Annotated in this window: 19 protein-coding genes; 9 read left to right on the top strand and 10 right to left on the bottom strand. The window is 64.0% G+C overall.

The annotated features are described in order from the left end of the window. Positions 1-103 precede the first annotated feature (103 nt). Together K410_RS38260 and K410_RS0101730 are read right to left on the bottom strand one after the other, a co-directional pair. Positions 104-316, bottom strand: a complete 213-nt coding sequence (locus K410_RS38260; protein WP_080672208.1) for a hypothetical protein — start codon at positions 314-316, stop codon at positions 104-106. Positions 317-336: 20 nt separating this feature from the next. Further along, positions 337-1023, bottom strand: a complete 687-nt coding sequence (locus K410_RS0101730) for a CBS domain-containing protein (RefSeq protein WP_028133235.1) — start codon at positions 1021-1023, stop codon at positions 337-339. A 125-nt stretch (positions 1024-1148) separates the two neighbouring features. Here K410_RS0101730 and K410_RS0101725 point away from each other — a divergent pair, with 125 nt between their 5' ends. Together K410_RS0101725 and K410_RS0101720 are read left to right on the top strand one after the other, a co-directional pair. Then, entirely contained in the window at positions 1149-1592 is a 444-nt protein-coding gene (locus K410_RS0101725; protein ID WP_028133234.1) for a baeRF12 domain-containing protein, read from the top strand. A 120-nt stretch (positions 1593-1712) separates the two neighbouring features. Continuing rightward, positions 1713-2534: a universal stress protein gene (locus K410_RS0101720; protein WP_028133233.1), complete on the top strand. Its 822-nt coding sequence runs from the start codon at positions 1713-1715 to the stop codon at positions 2532-2534. A 179-nt stretch (positions 2535-2713) separates the two neighbouring features. Here the strand turns inward: K410_RS0101720 and K410_RS0101715 are convergent, their stop codons facing one another. From K410_RS0101715 to K410_RS0101705, 4 genes are all read right to left on the bottom strand, one after another. After that, a complete protein-coding gene (locus K410_RS0101715; protein ID WP_028133232.1) occupies positions 2714-3235 on the bottom strand; it encodes an Hsp20/alpha crystallin family protein in 522 nt (173 codons plus the stop codon). A 113-nt stretch (positions 3236-3348) separates the two neighbouring features. Continuing rightward, on the bottom strand, positions 3349-3567 hold the full coding sequence (locus tag K410_RS37930) for a ChaB family protein (RefSeq protein ID WP_063831403.1): 219 nt from the start codon (positions 3565-3567) through the stop codon (positions 3349-3351). 45 nt (positions 3568-3612) lie between these two features. Continuing rightward, a complete protein-coding gene (gene groL / locus K410_RS0101710; protein WP_028133231.1) occupies positions 3613-5235 on the bottom strand; it encodes a chaperonin GroEL in 1623 nt (540 codons plus the stop codon). Between the two features lie 260 nt (positions 5236-5495). Further along, positions 5496-6395, bottom strand: coding sequence for a LysR family transcriptional regulator (locus K410_RS0101705; protein WP_028133230.1), 900 nt, complete (start codon positions 6393-6395; stop codon positions 5496-5498). Positions 6396-6511: 116 nt separating this feature from the next. On the opposite strand from K410_RS0101705, the gene K410_RS0101700 reads away from it, so the two are divergent. From K410_RS0101700 to K410_RS0101675, 6 genes are all read left to right on the top strand, one after another. Next, a complete protein-coding gene (locus K410_RS0101700) occupies positions 6512-8152 on the top strand; it encodes an FAD-dependent oxidoreductase (protein WP_028133229.1) in 1641 nt (546 codons plus the stop codon). A gap of 69 nt (positions 8153-8221) precedes the next feature. Next, complete coding sequence (locus K410_RS0101695) at positions 8222-9202, top strand: Bug family tripartite tricarboxylate transporter substrate binding protein (RefSeq protein ID WP_028133228.1); 981 nt, start codon at positions 8222-8224, stop codon at positions 9200-9202. Positions 9203-9454: 252 nt separating this feature from the next. Next, positions 9455-10729: a DUF2157 domain-containing protein gene (locus K410_RS0101690; protein ID WP_028133227.1), complete on the top strand. Its 1275-nt coding sequence runs from the start codon at positions 9455-9457 to the stop codon at positions 10727-10729. Continuing rightward, positions 10726-11340 carry a GDYXXLXY domain-containing protein gene (locus K410_RS0101685; RefSeq protein ID WP_028133226.1) on the top strand — a complete coding sequence of 205 codons (615 nt, stop codon included), beginning with the start codon at positions 10726-10728 and terminating at the stop codon, positions 11338-11340. The genes K410_RS0101690 and K410_RS0101685 overlap by 4 nt, the downstream gene beginning before the upstream one ends. Positions 11341-11688: 348 nt before the next feature. After that, the gene (locus tag K410_RS0101680; protein WP_028133225.1) at positions 11689-13287 is read left to right on the top strand and encodes an adenylosuccinate synthetase; all 1599 of its coding nucleotides are present in this window, start codon (positions 11689-11691) and stop codon (positions 13285-13287) included. Continuing rightward, a complete protein-coding gene (locus K410_RS0101675; protein WP_028133224.1) occupies positions 13284-13979 on the top strand; it encodes a DUF7002 family protein in 696 nt (231 codons plus the stop codon). Before K410_RS0101680 ends, K410_RS0101675 begins: the two co-directional genes overlap by 4 nt. Before the next feature lie 8 nt (positions 13980-13987). Here K410_RS0101675 and K410_RS0101670 read toward each other — a convergent pair whose 3' ends face one another. Together K410_RS0101670 and K410_RS36375 are read right to left on the bottom strand one after the other, a co-directional pair. Beyond that, entirely contained in the window at positions 13988-15331 is a 1344-nt protein-coding gene (locus K410_RS0101670) for a hypothetical protein (RefSeq protein WP_245269313.1), read from the bottom strand. A 112-nt stretch (positions 15332-15443) separates the two neighbouring features. Then, positions 15444-16037 (bottom strand): hypothetical protein, encoded by a 594-nt coding sequence (locus tag K410_RS36375; RefSeq protein ID WP_049819893.1) that lies wholly within the window; start codon positions 16035-16037, stop codon positions 15444-15446. Between the two features lie 937 nt (positions 16038-16974). Between K410_RS36375 and K410_RS0101660 the strand changes: the two genes are divergently transcribed. After that, positions 16975-17835, top strand: coding sequence for a DMT family transporter (locus K410_RS0101660; protein ID WP_028133222.1), 861 nt, complete (start codon positions 16975-16977; stop codon positions 17833-17835). A gap of 16 nt (positions 17836-17851) precedes the next feature. On the opposite strand, the gene K410_RS0101655 is transcribed toward K410_RS0101660, so the two are convergent. Both K410_RS0101655 and K410_RS0101650 read right to left on the bottom strand, forming a co-directional pair. Further along, positions 17852-19060, bottom strand: coding sequence for an EAL domain-containing response regulator (locus K410_RS0101655; RefSeq protein ID WP_028133221.1), 1209 nt, complete (start codon positions 19058-19060; stop codon positions 17852-17854). 662 nt (positions 19061-19722) lie between these two features. Further along, the gene (locus K410_RS0101650) at positions 19723-20886 is read right to left on the bottom strand and encodes a hypothetical protein (RefSeq protein ID WP_028133220.1); all 1164 of its coding nucleotides are present in this window, start codon (positions 20884-20886) and stop codon (positions 19723-19725) included. Positions 20887-21200 lie beyond the last annotated feature (314 nt).

Raw genomic sequence — 21200 nt, 5'->3', positions numbered from 1 at the left:
CACGCGCCGCAATTTCACTTTGCCGAGCTTGAAGACAAGCTGGATGAGATCCAGGGCGGGGCGCTCGTTCAGATCAGCCGCCGGCGTTCAGGCCTCTCCTGGATCAAGACGGGAAGTCTGCTGGTTGCACGTCGATGCGATCCGCATGTAGCGACCAATCTCGTATTTCGCGGAGTTCGCAAAATTGTTGCGCTGCCAGAGCCGCGGCTTCAGCAGCGTCGCGTGCATCAACGTCAATGGTACGTTGGCAAGCTTCGCAGGGCTGCCCCTGATCGCCGAGCACGTCCTTCAGGAAGCGGACGGTGAAGTGGGCCATGGCAAACCCTCCGGACGCGATCAATAGATAAAGGCCGGGGTTTCGAGCAGGTGATCGTTGACGGTTTGCACGCCAGGGACGGCTTCTGCGACCACGCGGATAGCCGTGCGTTCAGCGACCGACGGCGCGAAGCCCCAGAGATCCATCACCCCATTCTGGACGATGGCATTCACATTGAGCGTATGAGCCCAAGGTTGCTTCTTGAGCTCGTCCAAGAACCTCTTCCTGATGGCGGCATCCGGAAGAGATATTTCGAGCTTCGGCCGGGCACTCGCGATAGCCTGAAGCAGATTGGAGCGGCTGACGATCCCGACGAGCTGGCCTTCTCTGTTGACGATCGGGACGCGTTTGATCTGCCGCTTCTCGAGCAGCATCGCAATATCGTTCAAGGGCGTCTCGGGCGACGCGGTCACGACGTCCTTGACCATGACGTCTTGTATCTTGGCCGAGTGCGATCTGACGTAATCAGCGGCCTGTTCGGCGTCACCGGTCAACAAGCGCAGCCACCAGGAATAGGAGCGCTCGGTACCGCTCTCCGCCCGGTGCATGAGATCGCCCTCGCTCACAATTCCAAGAAGCTTGTTGTCGGGATCCACGACCGGCACCGCGCTGATCCGGCGTTCCAGCAGGATCTTCGCGACCTGCTGAACGGACGCGTGCGGGCCCACGGTCACGACCGGGGACATCATGATGTCGCGTGCTTGCATAACAGGCTCCTTGTCGGTTCCGTATTGCTGCAATGTGCCAGCCTGGGAATCCTCCGGCTTGATGCTGATCAAAGGGGGCGCTCGACGGAGCGATAGCAATTGCAGTATTCACCAAGGAGGCCGAAATGGTCAGGATACCGCATCGGGCAATCGTGTTCGTAGGTGACGGACGGAAAGCATTATTCCTGCGCAACGAAGGGGACGAGAAGTTTCCGCACCTGAAAGCACAAGCGGTGTTTGAGCACGACAATCCGCCGACGCATTCACAAGGAGCAGACCGGCCGGGTCGGGTCAGCAAGGCTTCCCATTCCTCGCACAGGAGTGCCGTCGAGAGCACCGATTGGCACGAGCTCGAGGAAAGCCGCTTCGTGAGGCAGGTCGCAGCGGCCGCCGAGCAGCTCATTCGCAGCGAGCAGTCGACACCCCTCGTCGTCGTCGCGCCGCCCCGAACCTTGGCAGAGCTTCGCTCCGCCTTCCATGACGATGTCAAACGGCGGATTATCGGCGAACTCGACAAGGATCTCACCAAGCACCCGGTCGGCGAAATCGAGAAGCATCTTCAGGGATAGGCGACAAACGGTAGCCCCGTTGATGCGGCCGGCTGCCCCGGTCCGAGACTTGATCTTGCTCAACGGGTGAGTTGTCCGCCGAGCGATAAAGAAGAAGGCGCGCATTTCCGGAGGAATCTCATGTCAATCGCCAGCGTCATGGTTTACGTCGACACCGAGCAGCAGGAAGCGGGACAAGTCGCCGTCGCGGATGGTGTCGCCTCGAGGTTCGAGGCCTCGATTCTGGGTGTGTCCGCTATGGCCGTGCAGCCTCCGTTTGTGGCGGAAGGCGTCATCATCGAACAGGCCACCGAGGACGACGTCAGGCGCATGCGAGATGCACTTGCGGAAAAGGAGGGTTGGTTCAGGAAAGTTGTGCGTTCGACGAGCGAGAAGGTTGAATGGCGCTGGGCGATCGAGGATCCGACCGACTTCGTGATTGAGCAGGCGAGGGCGGCAGATCTCGTCGTCGTTAAACGCAGACCGCCCAAAGCCAGTCCGTCTCACTTCTTCGACCCGGCGGAAGCCATGCTGCGAATGGGGCGCCCGACGCTATCGGTACCCGACGGCGTGACGGAATTGTCCGGAGACCAGATCGTGGTTGGTTGGAAGGATACGCGCGAGGCGCGCCGCGCCGTTCGCGACGCAATGCCGTTCCTGACCCGCGCTTCAAAGGTCATCATCACCGAAATTTGCACCTCGGACGAACAGGACGCGGCACGCCGCCGTGTGCGGGATGTCGCCGGCTATCTCAAGAAACATGGCGCCAATTGCGAGTCCGAGATCCGGGTGCATACGGCAGAGGCTGATGCCGGGTATCTCATTCGCCTTGCCGAGGACGTTCGTGCCGATCTCATCGTTGCAGGGGGCTACGGCCATAGCAGATTGGGTGAATGGATCTTCGGAGGCATGACGCTCGGTCTCCTGCGAGACGCCAGGATCTGCGTGCTCATGTCTCACTAGGCGGCAAAATTGCGGCTCGACGAGGCGGAGCAATGAAGGCGGCAGCTATCATGCGAACCTGGTTCGCAACGAGAGAATCAGGCCTGCCGCTGCTCGACTCCTCGGAAGGCTGATGGCACGGTCAGGCGGCAGCATCGGCGCGAGACGGCGGCCAGGGCCGCCCCGCGCCAGCGAGGCCGTCAGGCGGCCTTTACATCGATCGTCTTGGCCGGCTTTTGCGCTTCCTCGGTCTTGGGAAGCGTAACCTTGAGCACGCCGTTCTTGAAGGTCGCCTCGATCTTGTCGGCGTTGACGCCGTCGGGCAGCGCGAAGTAGCGCTCGAAGGAGCCATAGCGGCGCTCGGATACGTAATAGTCCTTCTTCTTCTCCTCGGTTTCTTCCTTCTTCTCGCCGCGGATGGTGAGACCGCCGTTGGCGAGCTTGACCTCGATGTTCTTTTCGTCGAGGCCGGGCAGCTCCGCGGTGATCTCGTAAGCCTTGTCGCTTTCGGCGACATCGACGGCCGGCGCACTGAAGGTCTTCGACAGGTCACGCTCAAGCCGCGCGAGCGACCGGAACGGCCGGTTCCAGAAGCCGTTGCCGAAATCGTCGAAGATCTGATCGATTTCGTTTCTCAGCGCCTGAAACGGCTGCCAAGTCTCGCCGGCAGCGGCGGGCGCGGTGGACGTCTTGGTGACAGGTAGCTTGGTTTCGGTTGCCATGATCGCCTACTCCATTGAAGTTTGACCATCCGGTCGCCGGAAAGATAGGCCGAGCCCTCGGGCTTTGATTGATCCTCCTCAAATGTAAAAGCGGTGCAGGAAAAATTTGATATCTACGCATCGGGCCATTTCGGTAGCCACTGATCGCCACGTTTCACATAGGAACGCTTCACGGCGGCCCATGCGGTTCGGTGCGCGATTTCCTCCTGACGAAGGTCCCCCGCGTGCGAGGCAAAGGAATGGTTGAACGCTTCCCGATAGATGTCCAGGGCATGAGGTGGCAGGTGGTGCCGCACGCCCGATGGAAGCTCCCTGTTCGAACGATAGGGCATCCCGATGTCTCCTGTTCGAAAGACTGAAGCGGAAAGCCGCTGCGGCTACATCGCCAGATCGTGCTCGGGCAGCCGTTCGCGCTTCGGCTCCGGAATTTCCGTCATCGTCGCCTCGGTCAGAAGCAGGACGCTGGCCACGGAGACGGCGTTTTCCAGTGCGATCCGCACCACCTTCACAGGATCGACAATGCCGGCTTCCACCAGATCGACATAGACCTTGCGCGCGGCATCGAAGCCGAGATCGCCTTCGCTGCTGAGCATCCGCGCGACCACGACGCCGCCGTCCGCAGCAGAATTTTCGGCGATCTGGCGCGCCGGCGCTTCGAGCGCGCGCCTCAGGATCTGTACACCAGTTCGCTCGTCACCCTCGCAGGCCGCTTCTTCCTTGGCCACGGCTGCCACTGTTCGAAGCAGCGCAAGTCCACCGCCGGGCACAATGCCTTCTGCGACGGCCGCTTTGGTCGAGCTGATGGCGTCGTCGAGCGCCTCCTTCTTCGCCTTCATCTCGGCCTCGGTCGGCGCCCCGACCCGGATCACGGCGACGCCGCCGGAGAGCTTGGCGAGGCGCTCCTCGAGCTTCTCCCGGTCGTAGTCGCTGGTGGTCTTCTCGATCTCGACCCGGATCTGCGCCAGCCGCGCGTCGATGCGCGAACGGTCGCCGCCGCTTCCGATCAAGGTGGTGTTCTCCTTGTCGGCAACCACACGCGCAGCGCGGCCGAGCTGTTGTAGGGTGGCGTTCTCCAGCTTCAGGCCGATCTCTTCCGAGATCACCTGCGCGCCGGTCAGAATTGCGATGTCTTCCAGCATGGCCTTGCGCCGATCGCCGAACCCCGGCGCCTTGACCGCGCAGGCCTTGAGCACGCCGCGAAGCTGATTGACGATAAGCGTCGCCAGAGCCTCGCCTTCGATGTCTTCGGCGATGATCAGGAGCGACCGGCCGCTCTTGGCCACCTGCTCGAGCAGGGGCACGAGATCGCGCAATGCACCGATCTTGTGGTCGCAGAGCAGAACGTACGGGTCCTGCAGCACCGATTCCATCCGGTCCGCATCCGTGACGAAATAGGGGGAGAGGAAGCCACGATCGAACTTCATCCCTTCGACGACGTCCAGGAGCGTCTCCGTCGTCTTGGACTCCTCGACCGAGATGACGCCGTCACCGCCGACCTTCTCGATCGCGTCGGCGACCAGTTCACCAATGGACGTATCGTTATGGGCCGAAATCGTCGCGACCTGCGCCTTTTCGGCCCTGGTCTTCACCGGTTTTGCCATCGCCCGCAGCGCCGCTATTGCGGCTTGTGTCCCCCGATCGAGGCCGCGCTTCAAATCGATTGCGCTCGCGCCGGCAACGACGTTGCGAACCCCGTCCGACAGGATGGCATGCGCAAGGATGGTCGAGGTGCTGGTGCCGTCGCCGACGACGTCGCCGGTCTTCTCGGCGGCCTGGCGAAGCACTTGGGCGCCGAGATTCTCTTCGGCATCCTTGAGATCGAACTCCTTCGCGATGGTGACACCATCGTTGCACACGATCGGTGCACCCCAACCTTTCTGGATCAGAACGGATTTCGATTTCGGGCCGAGCGTGACCCGCACCGCGTCCGCCAGCAACGAAGCGCCGCGCAGAACTTTCTCGCGAGCCGCTGAATGGAACAGAACCTGCTTGTGTGCCATTGGAATGCCCTCGGTGTGGTGGTCGCCGATATTTCATCGGCCAGTGTGTACGACCGTGCTTCATCGGGAGTTGATCCTGGTCAACAGGATGTCGATGCCGATGTCACGGTCTCCAGCCGTATCGGTCACCTGGTTGACCTGAATCCTGAGCGGGCCGGCCGGTCAAATGTCGCGCAAGCAGACCATTGCGATGGCCATCATGTTCGCGGGAGACATGCTGCTTGCCGTGCTGCAGTTTGTTTTCACCATATCGGCAAAGCTCACCCCGATCGCTCCGCCAGCACCGCTCGCGCCGTCGCTACGAACGCCTGCGCCGCCGGCGACAGCGTGCGGCCCTGCCGCTGCAGCACGGACACCGGTCGAGTGAGAGCCGGGCGCACCAGCGGCTTGGCGATCAGGGTTGGAAACTGGTCAGCCGGCAGCATCGTCGCGGGCAGGATGGCGAGGCCCAGGCCTTGGGCCGTCATGGCGAGCGCGGTGTTGATCAGCGTCACTTCATAGGTTGGCGACAGACGCTTGCCCTGCGCGCCCAGCGCCTGATCGATCTGCATCCGGATCCGTGTCTCGCGCCGCATCGCGATCGTCGGCAGCTGCGCCAGCTCGTCCCATGTGAGGGAGCGCCGCGCCGCGAACTCGGTGGTGCGGCGGCCGATCGCGCTGAGGCGTCCGCGCGTCAGCGTCTCGATCGTCATCTCCGCGAACTCGCCTTCCACGCTGCCGATCGCGAATTCCGCATCGGTTGCGATCAGGCGCGGCACGAGATCGTCCGCTGCGACGTCGCGCATGTCGATCTCGATGTCGGGATGGGTGGCGCGGAATGTCGCGAGCACCAGGGGCAGCAGCGCCGATGCGGCGCCGGCTGACGCGACGAACGCGACGCGGCCGGCGCGCGCTTGCGCGAGGTCGTGCATGCGCCGCGACAGGCCCTGCGCATCGCTCAGCATCCGCTCGGCGGCGTGAAATGCCTCATGGGCGGCCAGCGTCGGTTGCACCGACCGCGTCGAGCGGTCGAACAGCCTGACGCCGAGCTGGCCCTCGAGCTGCTGGATCAACAGGCTCGCCGCCGATTGCGTGATCCCGAGCTCGCGCGCCGCCCGCGTGATGCTGCGGGTGCGGTACACGCCGGCGAAGGTCCGTAGCTGTCGCAAGGTGACATTCATATCTAAAACTCATGAGTTGATGAGTTCTTTCTGTCTTATCTCATAAACGACCCTGCAATAAAGTTCATGTTGCGCGGACGACGAATCCGCAAGCTGCCGAGGGGGATGAAACGAGCATGAGGACACAGGTGCTGGTCGTGGGCGCCGGGCCCGTGGGTTTGACCGCGGCCATGGACCTCGCTTCGCGCGGGATCGACGTCGTGATCGCCGAGACCCGCCATGCCGGCGATCCACCCAGCGTCAAATGCAACCACGTCTCGGCGCGCTCGATGGAGATCTTCCGAAGGCTCGGCGTCGCCGCCAGGCTGCGCGCGGCGGGACTCCCGGCGGACTTTCCCAATGACTGCGCCTATCGGACCACCGCGACCGGCATCGAGCTCTGCCGCATCGATATTCCCTCGCGCGCGCGTCGCTACAGCGCAACCGGCGGTCCCGATACCTGGTGGCCGACGCCCGAGCCGCCGCACCGGATCAACCAGGTCTATCTCGAGCCGATCCTGTTCGATCATGCCGCCGCGCAGCCGCGCATCACCATTCTGGCGCGCACGGAAGTCGTGTCGATCGAGCAGCATGACGATCATGTGGTCGTGCTGGCGCGCGACCTCGACAGCGGAAGCCTGCTTCGCATCGACGCCGGCTTCGTGATCGGGTGCGATGGCAGCCGCTCGCTGGTTCGCAAATCGATCGGAGCCAGCCTGTCCGGCACGCCGGTGATCCAGCGTGTGCAATCGACCTTCATCGAGGCGCCGCAGCTCAAGGAGCTGATGGGCGCGCACAAGCCGGCCTGGATGGTGCTCTCGCTCAACCCGCGGCGCTCCGGCACCACCGTGGCCATCGACGGTCACGACCGCTGGCTGATCCACAATCACCTCAAGCCCGACGAGCCCGAATTCGACTCGGTGGATCGCGACTGGTCGATTCGCGCCATTCTCGGCGTCGACGAGCGCTTTGAATATCGTGTGCTCAGCAAGGAGGACTGGGTCGGGCGGCGCCTGGTGGCCGATCGCTTCCGCGATCGCAGGGTCTTCATCTGCGGCGACGCCGCGCATCTGTGGATGCCCTATGCGGGCTACGGCATGAATGCGGGCATCGCCGACGCCGTCGACCTCTGCTGGCAATTGGCGGCGCATCTGAACGGCTGGGCGCCGGCGTCGATCCTCGATGCCTATGAAGCGGAGCGCCAGCCCATCACCGAGCAGGTGTCGCGCTTTGCGATGGACCACGCCATGAAGATGATGGCGCAGCGCGGCGGCGTCTCGGCGGAGATCGAGGACGACACGCCGCGCGGCCAGGCGGCGCGCGCCGCGCTGGCGAAGGCGGCCTACGATCTCAACGTGCAGCAATATTGCTGCGCAGGATTGAATTTCGGCTACTATTACGATGCCTCGCCGATCATCGCCTATGACGGCGAGACGCCGCCGGCCTACACGATGGGAAGCTTCACGCCTTCCACCGTGCCGGGCGCCCGCGCGCCGCATCTGTTCCTGCGCGACGGACGATCGCTCTACGACGCCTTCGGGGTCGGCTACACCTTGCTGCGGCTCGACCCTGCGATCGACGTGGCGGCGCTGAGATCCGCGGCCGAGACGCGTGGCATGCCGCTGGCCTTGGTCGACGTCGCGCCGGATGAGGCAGACGGGGCCTATGCCGAAAAGCTGGTGCTGGTGCGGCCCGACCAGCACGTCGCCTGGCGTGGGCAGGCTGCACCCGAAGATGCGCCGGGCTTGCTGGCGCGGCTCACCGGCGCGGCGGCGTAAAGACGATCAAGCTGCCGGCCTGACGACGGACGCCAGGCGGCTCACACAAAACGCATCGAGGAGGAGAACGTGTTTCGCATTGCAAGGCGCCGCATTCTGGCCGTGCTGACGGCCGCGATTGTCGTCGGGCTGCCGCTTGAGGCCGCAAACGCAGCCTATCCGGAGCAATTGATCAAGATCATCGTGACCTTTCCGCCCGGCGGCAGCGCCGACACGGTCATCCGCGCGCTCGAACCCCTGGTCGCGGCCGAGCTCAAGCAGGGCCTGGTCATCGAGAACCGCGCCGGAGCAGGGGGCAACATCGGCATGGCCGCGGTCGCGCAGGCGAAGCCGGACGGCTACACGCTCGGCGTGGCGCCGGCGGGTGCGCTGACGGTCAACCCGTATCTCAACGCGTCGATGCCGTTCGAGCTGAAGGATCTCGCGCCCATCACCCTGCTTGCGGAAATCCCCTTCGTGCTCGTCTCCGCCGCCGACATTCCCGCGCACACCATGGCCGAAACGGTCGCGCTGGCCAAGGCGAGGCCAGGCGCGCTGTCGATTGGACATGGCGGCAACTCGACCGCGATGCATTTGACGGCCGCGCTGTTCACGCACAAGACCGGGATCGCGATGGAGCTGGTCCCTTATCGCGGCACCGCACCGGCGACGGTCGACGTGCTTGCGGGCCATATTCCGTTCGCGGTGCTCGATATCCCGGCATCGCGGCAATTGATCCTGGAGCGCAAGCTCAACGCGATCGGCGTTTCCTCGGCGCACCGCCTTGCGTCCTTGCCCGATGTGCCGACCCTCGCGGAGAGCGGCATTGCAGGCTTCGAATCCGTTGGTTGGTTCGGGCTCGTTGCTCCCGCAGGCACGCCTGCCGACGTCATCGGCAGGCTGAACGAGGCCTTCACGAAAGCGCTGAAGGACCCGTCGGTGGTCGAGAAGATCAGGACGCTCGGCGCAGAGCCCGCGCCGATGTCGCCCGAACAGTTCGCCCGCTTCATTCAGGACGAAAGCGCGAAATGGGGCAAGCTCATCCGCGAGGCCGGTATCAAGGCGAACTAGTCGTCATGCGACCGCAGCCTCTCGCGGAGAGCGGCGTTGCGGGTCTTGAATCCGTCGGATGGCTCGGGCCCGGGCTCCTGCGTAAGCCATTGATCCAACGGCCCTCGTCTACTGTGCATGGGGTTGTTTTCGCGTTTATTGTTGTCCGGGGCATAAGACCTCTGGCACGGCGGCACCCGCTTGAACCCAATCCCCGCCCGCTCCGACCCAGCAATGCCCCGCCCTCCGGCGGGACCGAGGTAACCACACCCGATGTTCGACAAGACTTACCGCGACCGCCTCGAAGCCGATCTGGCGCGATGGGAGGCCGAGGGCGTGATTGCGCCGGCGGCGGCCGCTTCCATCCGCAATGCGCTGCCGCCGCCGCCCGCGGGCATCAACATCGCCGTGGTCGTCGGCATCGTCGGCGGGCTGCTGATCGCGGCCGCGTTCCTCGCCTTCGTCGCCGCGCACTGGACCGAGATCGCGCGGCTGGCTCGGTTCGCGATCCTGATCGCAGGCATGGTCGCGACAGGCGCGCTCGGCGCCTGGTTCGCTAGGCGGGGCCGCGACGTTCTTGCCGATCTCTGCGCCAGCATTGGCGCGATCATCTTCGGCGCGGGCATCGCGCTGGTCGGCCAGATGTATCATCTCGGCGAGGATTTTGCCGGCGGCATGCTGCTGTGGTCGATCGGCGCGTTCGCCGCCGCAATGTTGACCGGCTCGCGCGGGGCGCTCGCGGTCGGCCTCGTCGCCGCCAGCATCTGGACCTGCATGCGGATCCACGATTCGCCTGATATCCTGCATCTTCCCTTCGTGGCGGTCTGGCTGATCGCAGCAGACCTTGCCTTGGCGTGGAATTCACGTGTCGCGGCCCATCTCGTCGCGCTCGCGGCGCTGCCGTGGTGGATCGCGACCTCGCTGCGCTTCGAGCTCGACGGCGCCCAGCCGTCCTTCGTGCTCGCCAACGGCGCGGCCCTGCTGTTCGGCGCCGGGCTTGCGGTCGCCGCGATGCCAAACCCGCGGGCGGCGCGGCTCGGCAGCGTGCTGTCGATCCACGGTGCGTTCGCGCTGGCCGCCGCGGCTTTCCTGGAGGTGACGACGGCCGACGACATCATTCACTTGCGGACGACGCGCGCAGCCTCGGCCCAGCCGCTGTGGGCGATCCTGTGCGGAGCGGCGGGGGTGATCCTCGCCCTCGTCTCCGCCACGTTCACCAGGCGCAGAGGCGAGATCCTTGCCGCCGGCGCGATCGGGCTTGTGCTGCTTGCCGCGCCGTTCTGGCCGGTCGCCCCGGCCGGCGAGCCCTGGCTGGCTTATGCCGCGCTGCTTTGCGCCATGCTGTGCCTCGTCGTCTCCGGCATGCTCGATGAGGCCCGTCCGCGCATCGTCGCCGGCTGGCTCGGCATCGCCGGCGTGATCGCCGGCATCACCTGGGCGGTGAAGGGCTCGCTGCTCGCCCGCTCGGCGTTCCTGGCGGCGGCCGGCGTCGTCGCCGTTGCCTTTGCCACGGCGCTCAACCGCGCGCTGCCGAGGAGTGCACGATGAGCCAGCTGGTCACGTCCTTGTCGGCGCTCTGGCAGCGTATCCCGAAAGCCGTGCTGTTCGGCGTCGCCGTCCTGGTGCAATGCCTGCTGCTGATGCTGATGGTCGTCGACCGCGTGCAGATCCTGCGCGAAGGGGTCGAGGTGACCTTACAGACGCAGCCGGTCGATCCGCGCGATCTCCTGCGCGGCGACTATGTCGTGCTTCGCTACGAGATCTCGCAGGTGCCGGCGGGCGCGCTCGCCGGCAAGGTCGCGGATGCGCGCCACCCTGACGTCTTCGTCAAGCTCGCGCCCGATGCGAACGGGCTCTATCAAGCCGTCTCGGTGCATGCCGAGCCCGTCCCGGTCACCGCGCCCGAAGTGCTGATCCGCGGCCGCGTCGGCAATTACGGCGGATCCTGCGGATTGAACGCCCGCACCTTCTGTGACAAGCTGACCATCAAATACGGTCTCGAAAGCTATTTCGTGCCGCAAGGCGAGGGCGGCAAGCTCGAGCAGGCCCGCAACCAGCAGAAACTGCGGATCGTCGCCGCCGTGCTGCCCTCGGGCCGCGCCGCCATCAAGCGGCTGCTGCTCGATGGCGAGCCGGTGTACGAGGAGCCGCTGTATTAGAGGGGGAAGGACCAGGCTAGTTTGTTGCCGCGGTGCTGATTCACCTCTGGCGCTTGCGGGAGGGGCCGCAACCTCTCAATGGCGCCTTCAGGAGAAGTGGGAGAGTGCTTGAATGCACCGCACTCGAGATACGCATAGGTGCAAGCCTATCGGGAGTCTGAATTCCTCCCTCTGCGCCACCTATTCCGACTCCACTCTCGACCTCGGCAGCGCTTGCAGTGCAAAAGCCTAGAGGCGGGGCTTGCTGCGCCGCCGCATATCTACTTCGTCGGAAAATCGGTCGGGTGTAGACAGAATCGGCACGTAGCACTTACCTTACGCGAGGTGTTTCAACTCGAGGTTTTAAGCGTGCGTTACATTTTTGCGATTTCGGGGCCGGTCGCGGTCGGAAAGTCGGCATTGGCCGACCAGCTACTTCAAAGATTCAGTTCCTATCGGATTTCCACTCGGCAACTGTTGATCGATACGGGCTGCCCAAACGAGCGTGATGCACTCATCGAAGCCGGTAAGCGCTTGGACTCGCAGACCGGCGGCCGATGGGTTCGAGACGGTATCGCCCGCTATGTGGCAGAGCACGAAGGCAAGGACGTGATCCTGGTCGACGCCGTACGGACGCTGCCACAGATCGCATTTCTCCGAGAGACCTACGGCCAGCGGCTCGTCCACATACATGTCGCCGCTCCACTTGAGGTGATCAAGAAGCGCTACGAGGAACGCGGCTCGCTCGCCGATACCGGAATGATCTACGACCAAGTCAGGGCCGATCCCACGGAAGCCGGCGTCTGGTTGCTGAACGGCAAGGCCGATCGGGTGGTCCAGAACCACAATAAGGACGCCGCGTCGTTGTTAGCTCTTGCCACGGCGGGGTTGGGGCTCTTTCCGCTAGAACCGACGCCGAGCGTGGACGTCATCGTCGGGGGACAATACGGCAGCGAGGGTAAGGGTCATGTCTGCGCCCATCTCGCGCCAGGCTACGACGTTCTCGTACGGGTGGGCGGGCCGAACGCTGGTCATCGCGTGGCTTATCCGCCCTACGATTACATCCAGCTGCCATCTGGCACGCAGTCTAACGTGAATGCGAAGATCCTCATCGGACCGGGCGCGACCATCAAGCCGTCGCAGATGTTGAAGGAAATCCGGGAATGCGCCCTGGAAGGCCGATCCCGCCTGGTCATTGACGAGCAAGCCATGATCATCGAGGACGAGGATGCGGTGATTGAGGCGGGCCCGCTGGAGTCGATCGGATCGACCAAGCAAGGCGTCGGCGTTGCGACCGCGCGCAAGATCCTAAACCGCGGCGTCCAACCGATCTTCGGAGCGAAGGTACGCCTCGCGAGGCATCACCCGGATCTGAGGCCCTACGTGGGACCCACGGCGCGTCATCTCGAAGACGCCTATGCGGCGGGCTCGAAGATCATGCTTGAGGGCACGCAGGGTACAGGGTTGAGCATCCACCACGGTAGCTATCCGCACGTCACCTCACGCGAGACGACCGCTGCCGGCTGTCTCGCAGATGCAGGCGTTTCGCCGCGCCGCGTACGCAAGATTGTGATGTTGACCCGAACGTATCCGATCCGGGTCGGGGGCACTTCCGGGCCGATGGGTAAGGAGATCGATGCTCAGACCATCGCGGATCGGTCGGGGCTCCCGGTGTCGCAGATCGAAAGGACGGAGGTCGGGACCGTGTCTGGTAAGAAGCGTAGGATGGCCGAGTTCGATTGGGAACAACTCAGACGCTCAGCCTCGCTTAACGGTGCGACAGACATCGCGCTGAGCTTCTCGGATTACATAACCGCCGAAAACCAGAACGCAACGCGCTACGATGAGTTGTCGGCAGAGACGCATGCCTTCATCGCTGAAGTTGAGAGAGTGGCCAACGCACCGGTTACTCTAATATCGACCAAATTCGACCGCTTCGGCGTCATCGATCGAAGGAACTGGCGGTGAAGGAAGAAGACCTACTGAAGAACTATCCTCGTCTCTACCACATGGCGCAAGACGCTAGTTGGGAGTCGGTCGCCCGCCACGGTCTGTTGTCGACGACTGCGCTGCTGGACCTCTACGGACTCGAGGGCGAGGAACGGCGTAAGTTGGAATCCGAACGGCGACCAGAGTTGGTCAAGATATCGCGGACCGGGTTGCCGGTTGCCGTGATCCGTGACCAGAAGCCGATGACCCGATCCGCGCTGGAGAAGTGCCTGACCGACGGCACTACGCCCGAAGAGTGGTTCGAAACGTTGAACGCGCGGGTGTTCTTCTGGCTCTCCAAGGACCGGCTTCAAGGTCTCCTTGGTGCACGAGCCTATCGCGACAAACCGCAGACCGTCATCACGCTGGATACCAAGAGCCTAGTCGCCGCGCATCGCGACGCCATCACGCTCAGTCCGATCAACAGCGGCGCCACGATCTACAATCCAGTGCCGAGGGGCCGCAGCACGTTCATGCCCATCGCCGACTTTCCCTTCGACGAGCGCCGAAAAAGGTTGAAGAAGCCGATCAAGGACGCGGTGGTCGAGTTGACCGTGATAGGTGGCGTGCCCGACATTGAAATTCACGCTCTGGCGGCGCATCGCGTCTTCAAAGGCGAGAAGAAAGTGCTGTGGCGGCGCAAAGGCAGCGATCGGACCGAGGGACCGTAGACGGCGGCTTACGCCGCCGAATTCTCGGTCAGACGAGCAGGGCGCCGATGCTTGCGCAGAAGGTCGGCCACATGTGACGTCAAGCCGACCTCGCCACGGATGCGGACGCCGACGCCCGACGGCAGCCGGTGCAGCAGGCTTCGCAACTCCTCCAGACCGCTCGAAACGTCGAACGTCTCCCACCGTTCCGCTTCGCCCGGGACGAGGGTAGAAGCGGCGCTGTCCGTGGCGCCCTTGTGGAGTTGGACGATCCAGACGCGCTTGCCGTCGTGGACCCATTCGAACCGCACCGGCCCGAGTCGCTCCTTCGTTCGCTGATAGATCGCCTCGACGTCGCTCAAGATGGTTCGCGGCAGCCGTTCCGGCAGTTTCTGGCCGAGCATGAAGCGATCGCCCTCCCCGGTGGCGCCTTCGATCACGACTTCACCCCGCGCGTCCGTGATGGCCGCGCCTGCGAACGATGCGGGGACTGCGGCCTGTGAGAGTACCGCCGCAATGGCTTCGTCGTTCGGGTCCTCCGCCTTAAGCAGGCGGAATGGATCGAGCCAGCCCTTGGTGGTGGTGAATCTGCCCGGCTCCTGTTCGCGCGGACACGTGCGCGTCCACACTTCCTTCGACGAAGTCGCTTCGCCGAACGTGAACGGCGCGATGCGCCGCGAAATGCAGGTCGTCCGGGGAACGGGGACGCCCGTAACGTGGGCGATCAACAAACCGAACGTCTTGTCGCCGATCAATCGGCTGAAGCGGTTCGGCCACTTGACGGCCGCCAGGGCGGGCGCGCTGTCCGAGCCTTCGTATTCCCACATCAAAGTGTGGGTACGTCGCCAGCCACGCGGCTTGGGATGAATGCTGAACTCGAGCCGCCCGCGACCGGCGTCGACCGTTTCGACAGGGATGCCGTACACCGTCTCGATCAGGGCAATAGCCCAGTCCAGCGGGAGAGACGCCGTGCCGCCCTTTTCGACGCAGCGTGGCGTATCGTCCGGCGCGAACTCGGCCACGCCGCCCTGGATTACACCGGACACGCCGCCGTCGGAGACGTCGACCGTCTCGTTTGCGATAACGAAGAGACCTTCCGCCGACATACGTCGGACCAGCGCTTCTACCTGCGCGAGATCGGACAGGCCGTAATGGAAGTCGCGGCTTCTCGGACTGTCTGGCGTGAAGCTGCGAAGATTTATTGTCCCTTCGGGGCTTTGCTCGACTAGGCTGCGGAGCGCGTCCGCCAGCGTCAGGAATTTGTGGTTCGCGTCGAACCCGGCCACCCGGCAGAATTCCTGGCGCGGCTGGTTCGCATCGGGGGAGAAGCTCACGAATTGCGCGACGTTCCCGACCCGGGCGAGTTCGTCCAACGAAACGTCCTTACGCAATGACATCGACCCGGCCCCTGTTACGCGTCCCGCTTCGGCATAAAGGCGCAAACGGTCGCGCGCTCCAGCCGTTCCGGAGAAATATCACCACCTTTCACCGGGCCTGGGATTGTCCCTTGACAATCCTCTCTCGCCGCAGAGTCTCGAACCGATCGAGCCACATCCGCTTGGCGGTCTCCGGGGGAAGGTGCCGGACCAGGACCGGAGCCGGCTCTATGGTCAAGCCGGCGAGCCAGCCGTCGGTCCCCGGCGGCATTATCTGCCTTTGCTCGGCCGCGAGCACCCGCAGGTCGGCTTCCTTGATCTGAGGAGAGAGAGCAGGTGCGATACCGAACCGCCTCAGGACGGCGTCCTGGACAGCGGCTTCGATTCGCTTGAAGTCGGGAAGCATCTGCTTGAGCGGGCGCGTGATGTCCCCGATGAAGGCCTCGGCCGCATCGTGTAGGAGCGCTTCGAATTCGAATCCTTCGGCGACGTCGCTCACAAGTAAGCTGTGTTCGGCCACCGAGTAGAATCGACTGCATTGGCCGGAGTACCGGCAGATGTGCGCGAGTCCGTGTGCGATGTCCTCGGCCGTGAAGTCGCTGCTGTGCGGCGAGGCGAAGTCAAACCATGCGCCACTATGGAGCATGATCGATGGTCCCACTTCGACCCTAACTGCAACCATCGTGCTCTTCTTCCAGGACATCGGATCCCGTCAATATAATTAGGCATGCAACGCAGCGCCATCGTGCGTAACCTACAACATCTCTGTTGCATATGAAACAAATTTGTCGCAATGGGAATGTTCCTTTTGCTCTTAAAATGAAGTCATGCCCCCAGGAAAAGTCGATCATCCTGCTGTCGCGCGGCTGCGGGAGTACGCTCAGGAGCATCCCCAGTGGAGTGTGAGAGAATTGGCCCGGAAGCTGGACCTGAATCACTCTTTAGTGACCAGGGCTCTGGCAGGGCACCCCGTCACCGAGACGAGCGCAAAGCTGATTGGCCGCGGTCTCGATCGGCTGGGGAGCAGCGAGAGGCCGCCGATCGATGTTGCATTTGCAGCAGATCTGTTGCGCTTGCTGCAGCGTGCGCTATCTTCCCTTGATCATTCGCAGAGCTCGAAACGACGATCCCGCAAGTCCTGACGTGCCCCTGAGCAGGGCGGCCAATACCGGATGACACAGCCGCGAGGATGAGAGTTGAGGTACACTGCTGGGCTGCACTGACTGTTCAGCGGCCAGCGTCGGACAGAGTCCGACCTAGCGTCCACCCCGCAACTCGCTCGCCTCGAGCCCCAGCCAGAACCCTGCCTGGCAGCCCTCCTGCAATGATCGCACTATGGTCCTGTTTTGCCCGACGAAGCAAATAACGGGAGACGTCATTCAACGCCGCAACGACCTCGCCCAATTCTCGTCGGCTCGCATGGTGCGCCGGACAGACGAGCCAAACCACGATCCCTCGGCTTTTGGCTCCCGAAATCCTGCCCGACCTGCACCTGATCCACCCCCACCTAACCCATTGATCTTGCAACCCCCGTCTACTGTGCATGGGGTTGTTTTCGCACTTTTGTTGTTCCATGGCTGAAGGCGAAGCGTTCAATCGCCGCGGCACCGGATCAACCGCCCCCACCAAGCGAGACCAACATGCACTCTTCCGCCAGCGGCTGGGGCAACGGGCTTCTCGGCGTCATCATCTTCAGCGGCTCCTTGCCGGCGACGCGCGTCGCGGTCGGAGGCTTCTCCGCGCTGTTCCTGACCTCGATGCGCGCGGTGATCGCCGCGCTGATCGCTCTCGCCGTGCTCGGTCTGCTGCGTCAGGCCCGGCCGCAGCGCCGTGATCTCGCTTCCCTCGCCATCGTCGCCGTCGGCGTCGTGGTCGGCTTCCCCCTGCTGACCGCGCTGGCGCTCCAGCACATCACGTCCGCGCATTCGATCGTCTTCATCGGCCTTCTGCCATTGTCGACGGCGATCTTCGCCGTGCTGCGCGGCGGCGAGCGGCCGCAGCCGCTGTTCTGGCTGTTCGCCGGCCTCGGCAGCGCGACCGTGGTGGGCTTCGCCCTGTCCGGCGATGGATCGGCTTCGCTGATCGGCGATCTCCTGATGGTCGCCGCAATCGTGCTGTGCGGGCTCGGCTACGCCGAAGGCGCGGCGCTGTCGCGCCGGCTCGGCGGCTGGCAGGTGATATCCTGGGCACTCCTGCTGGCGCTGCCGCTGATGGTGCCGGTCGCGATCCTGACCTGGCCGCCATCCTGGAGCGGCGTCAGCGTGCCGGCCTGGATCGGGCTTGCTTACGTCTCGATCTTCAGCATGTTCGTCGGCTTCATCTTCTGGTATCGCGGCCTCGCCCTCGGCGGCATCGCACGCGTCGGCCAGCTGCAGCAGCTCCAGCCGTTCTTCGGCCTCGCGCTCGCCGGGCTTCTGCTGCACGAGCCCGTCGCCTGGAGCATGATCGCCGCGACCATGCTCGTGGTCGCCTGCGTGTTCTTCGCGCGGCGGTTTGCGTGAGGGTTGTGCCTGACGGCTACTCCATCACCGTTTTCGTCAGCGCCGAGCGGGCGAACTTCTTCAGCGGCATCGGCTTGCCGAACAGGAAGCCCTGCACGAGGTCGAAGCCGAGCTCGTTGGCGACGACGAGGTCGGCGCGGCTCTCGACACCTTGCGCCACCGCGCGCGCGCCATAGCCCTTCGCGAGCTCGACGATGTGACGGCACACCGTGCGCTTGAGCCGGTCGTTGCCGCTGCCGGTGACGAACTGACGGTCGGCCTTCAGCTTGACGAAGGGAATCCGGTCCAGCTCCATCAGCGCCGGCCAGTTGGCGCCGAGATTGTCGATCGACAGGCCGATATTGTGCAGGCCGACCTCGCGCGCGACCTCGGTGAGAAGATCGAGGTCGCGGATCGCCTCCTCGCTGTCGATCTCGACGGTCAGCCCGCCGAAGGCCGGATGCGTCGGCACGCGGCGGCAGAGATCGCGCACCGCCTGCGGCTCCCTGAGATAGGAGGCGGGAAGATTGATCGACAGATCGACCGGGCTCTGTTGTTCCAGCAGATAGTGCCAGTCCTGCATGGCGCGGTCGATCACGAACTCCGACAGGTCGCGCAGATGCGGATCATGCGGCTCCGGAATGAAATAGGCCGGCGGCACGACGCCCCAGGTCGGATGCCGCATCCGCACCAGCGCCTCGGCGCCGCTGCGGACCAGCGTGCGCGCGTCGATCTTGGACTGGTACCACAGCTCCAGCCAGCCGGCATGCAGCGCCTCGCCGACATGGACGGCCGGGCTCGGCGCCGGCTCCTCCGGCAGCAGCATCGCCACGCGCTCGCGCAGCGTCTCCGCGGCGAAGGGCGTGGTCAACGGCGGCAGCATGGCCAGGCCGTATTCCTCGCCGACCTGCCGCACGGCCCTGACGATGATCGATTCGCGCGCGCCGACCGCCAGAACTTTCCCGGCGAAGGCCTCACGCACCAATATCTCCAGAAACCGTCCCGGCTCGATGCCGTCGGTGGCGACGCCGAGCAGGATCAGATCCGGCAATTCGCTGGCGAGCACCGTCTGCAATTCGTCCGCACTGGCGCATTCGCTGGTAACGAAGCCGAGATCCTCGAGCACTTCGCTGAGGAAGGCGCGCAAGTGACGCTTGCTGTCGGCCACGCAGGCCCGCGGCGTCACCTTTCTTCGCCCGAAGGTCACAGGCCTTCGTCCGACGAGTTCAACCATCCCATCGTTCATCTACACCACTCCCGTTCCGTGACGGTTTCTTAAACGGCGAGCGTGGGTTCAAATAAGGAGAGCTTCACGTCGTTGTTGAATTATCTGAGTAACGTTAAGCCCTGCAATTCGAGCTAATTTTTCGACAATCTGTTCGAAAAGAATTCGCATACCCCGGCACCGCACGCGCAACGACTGCAGCGCTTGCAGAATCTCTCGCACGCGATATCGGGAGCGTCTGTTCCTCGGCCGACGCAGGCGGCGTCGAGGTGGTGTGCCCTTTCGAGGCACCAGCGACGCATCGGAAGATTAATCGCAGGCACTCGTTCTGAATGCGGGCTGGCGGCGCTCGACAAGTATGGGTGAACAGGACCGCGTCGTCCGCGCTGGGTTGGGGCGAGCGACAGCGGAGCCGAACCACCCGCATGCGCGCCGGGCGGGCATGTCTCGCTGACGCTCGCGATGGTTCTGCGACATCGCGGCCGCGCCTGCGGCCGCGAATGTGAAGCGCATTACACGCGTATTGCCGCACTTGCGCTATTGCTCCGCACAGCCGGTGGTGGGCTGTCGAGGATTGCGACCATGACGACACGGCGAATGGCTTATTGGTGGTTCCGGGTTGTGATGTCGGGGCGATTCCTCGACCGCTTCCTGTGCCTGCCGCGCGCGCAATAGGCGCCAGATCAGTTCTGCCCGATCAATTTGCGAAACGCCGCGGCGCCGTCGTGCACCACGTCGCGACCCTTCCAGGCGAGGTAAGTCAGCTTGCCCGAGAGCGTGTCGTGGCTCCGCAATCGACGCGATCCGAGGATATGGCCGACATTGTCGGGGAAGCGGCTCACCTCGGCCGACACCAGGGTCGCGATCGCGTCCATCAATTGCTGAAGGCGGACGCCCCATTCGCAATTCTCGATACCGTCGATGCGCACCTTGAGCGCATATTCGGTGTCGTAGATATCGGCGAGCAGGTCGCGGGCGATCAGCACGCGGTTGTGCCGGAGCGCGACGCGAAGCGCGAGACGCTTGTCGTCGAGCCGGTCGAGCACCATGTGAACGACGCAGGCATAGGGCGTGGCGGCGACATCACTGGCGCTCTTGCTTGCGGCAGCCTTGGTGGCGAGCCGCACCAATTGCCAGGACGTCGTCAGGCGCCTCGCCACCAGCGCCAGCGCGAAGGGCAGTGCTTCGGGGTGCGCCTTCTTGAAGGCGTCGAGCTGTGCGGTGATCTGAACCACCTGGCCGTCGTCGAACTTCGCGATCTTGTCGGGCAGCTTCTCGTTGAACTTCGGCAGCGCATCGCCGGCGCGCAGCACATGCAGCATCTTCCTGACGTCGTCGAAGGCGCTGCGCGAGGCCGTGTATTGCGCGAGCTTGGCGCGCGCGAAGTCGGTGCTGTCCACTGATGCGAAGGTGCTCTCGAGAACCTTGACGACCTTGGTCTGGAAGGTCGAGGCGACCTTCAGGACCTCCTTCTGGTTGTTCACGGCGATCTGGTCGTTGATCGCCTTGATGTAGTCGCGTGCCATGGTCGGCAGCAGGTCGCGGCAGATCCACTCCCAGATCGGAGTGAGGGTATTGCGCGAGATCCGTCCCATGTTGGCGTGCTCGGGCGCGCCGTCGATCAGCAGCAGCTCGAGCGGCGCGAAGAAATAGCGCGAAGGGCTGGTGGCGCGCGCCTGGGTCGATCCGTCCTTGCGAAATTCGGCGCGCAAGCGCGACTGGATCTCGCCGGAGCCCGGCATGTCGATGCCGCACAGCTCGAGCCGCTCGAGCTCGCTGAGCAAACAGCTGCGGGACAGCGGCGTCAGCCTCTGCAAGAATTCCGACAGCCGATCGATCTCGTTCATGGCACGCAATCTTTCGCAGCGTTTCCCGCGGGCGTGCAGGCCCAATGCGTGGAGGCATTTGCGCGCTCTCAACCTCGCCAAGAGAAGCAAGTCGCCGTTAATTATTCCGTAAAATCCGGGGGGGCGGCGGCCGGTCCGGGCGATTATGGCCCGCCTTCTGGTCCAATTCCGGCTGAATTCAACCTTCGCGGGGGCAGCCCCGACCTCGCGCAAGCACAAATTGTGCCGATGCCGTCATTTCAGCGCAAACCCGCCGGAATCACCGTAGTCTTACGGAGCAAAAAGTTAACCACAGGCCGGCCCCGGTTCCGCTA

The sequence above is a fragment of the Bradyrhizobium sp. 22 genome, from assembly GCF_000482425.1.
GTDB lineage: Bacteria > Pseudomonadota > Alphaproteobacteria > Rhizobiales > Xanthobacteraceae > Bradyrhizobium > Bradyrhizobium japonicum_B.
The sequence above is the reverse complement of the archived record's forward strand: the minus strand, read 5'-3'. Positions and strand labels throughout refer to the sequence as shown.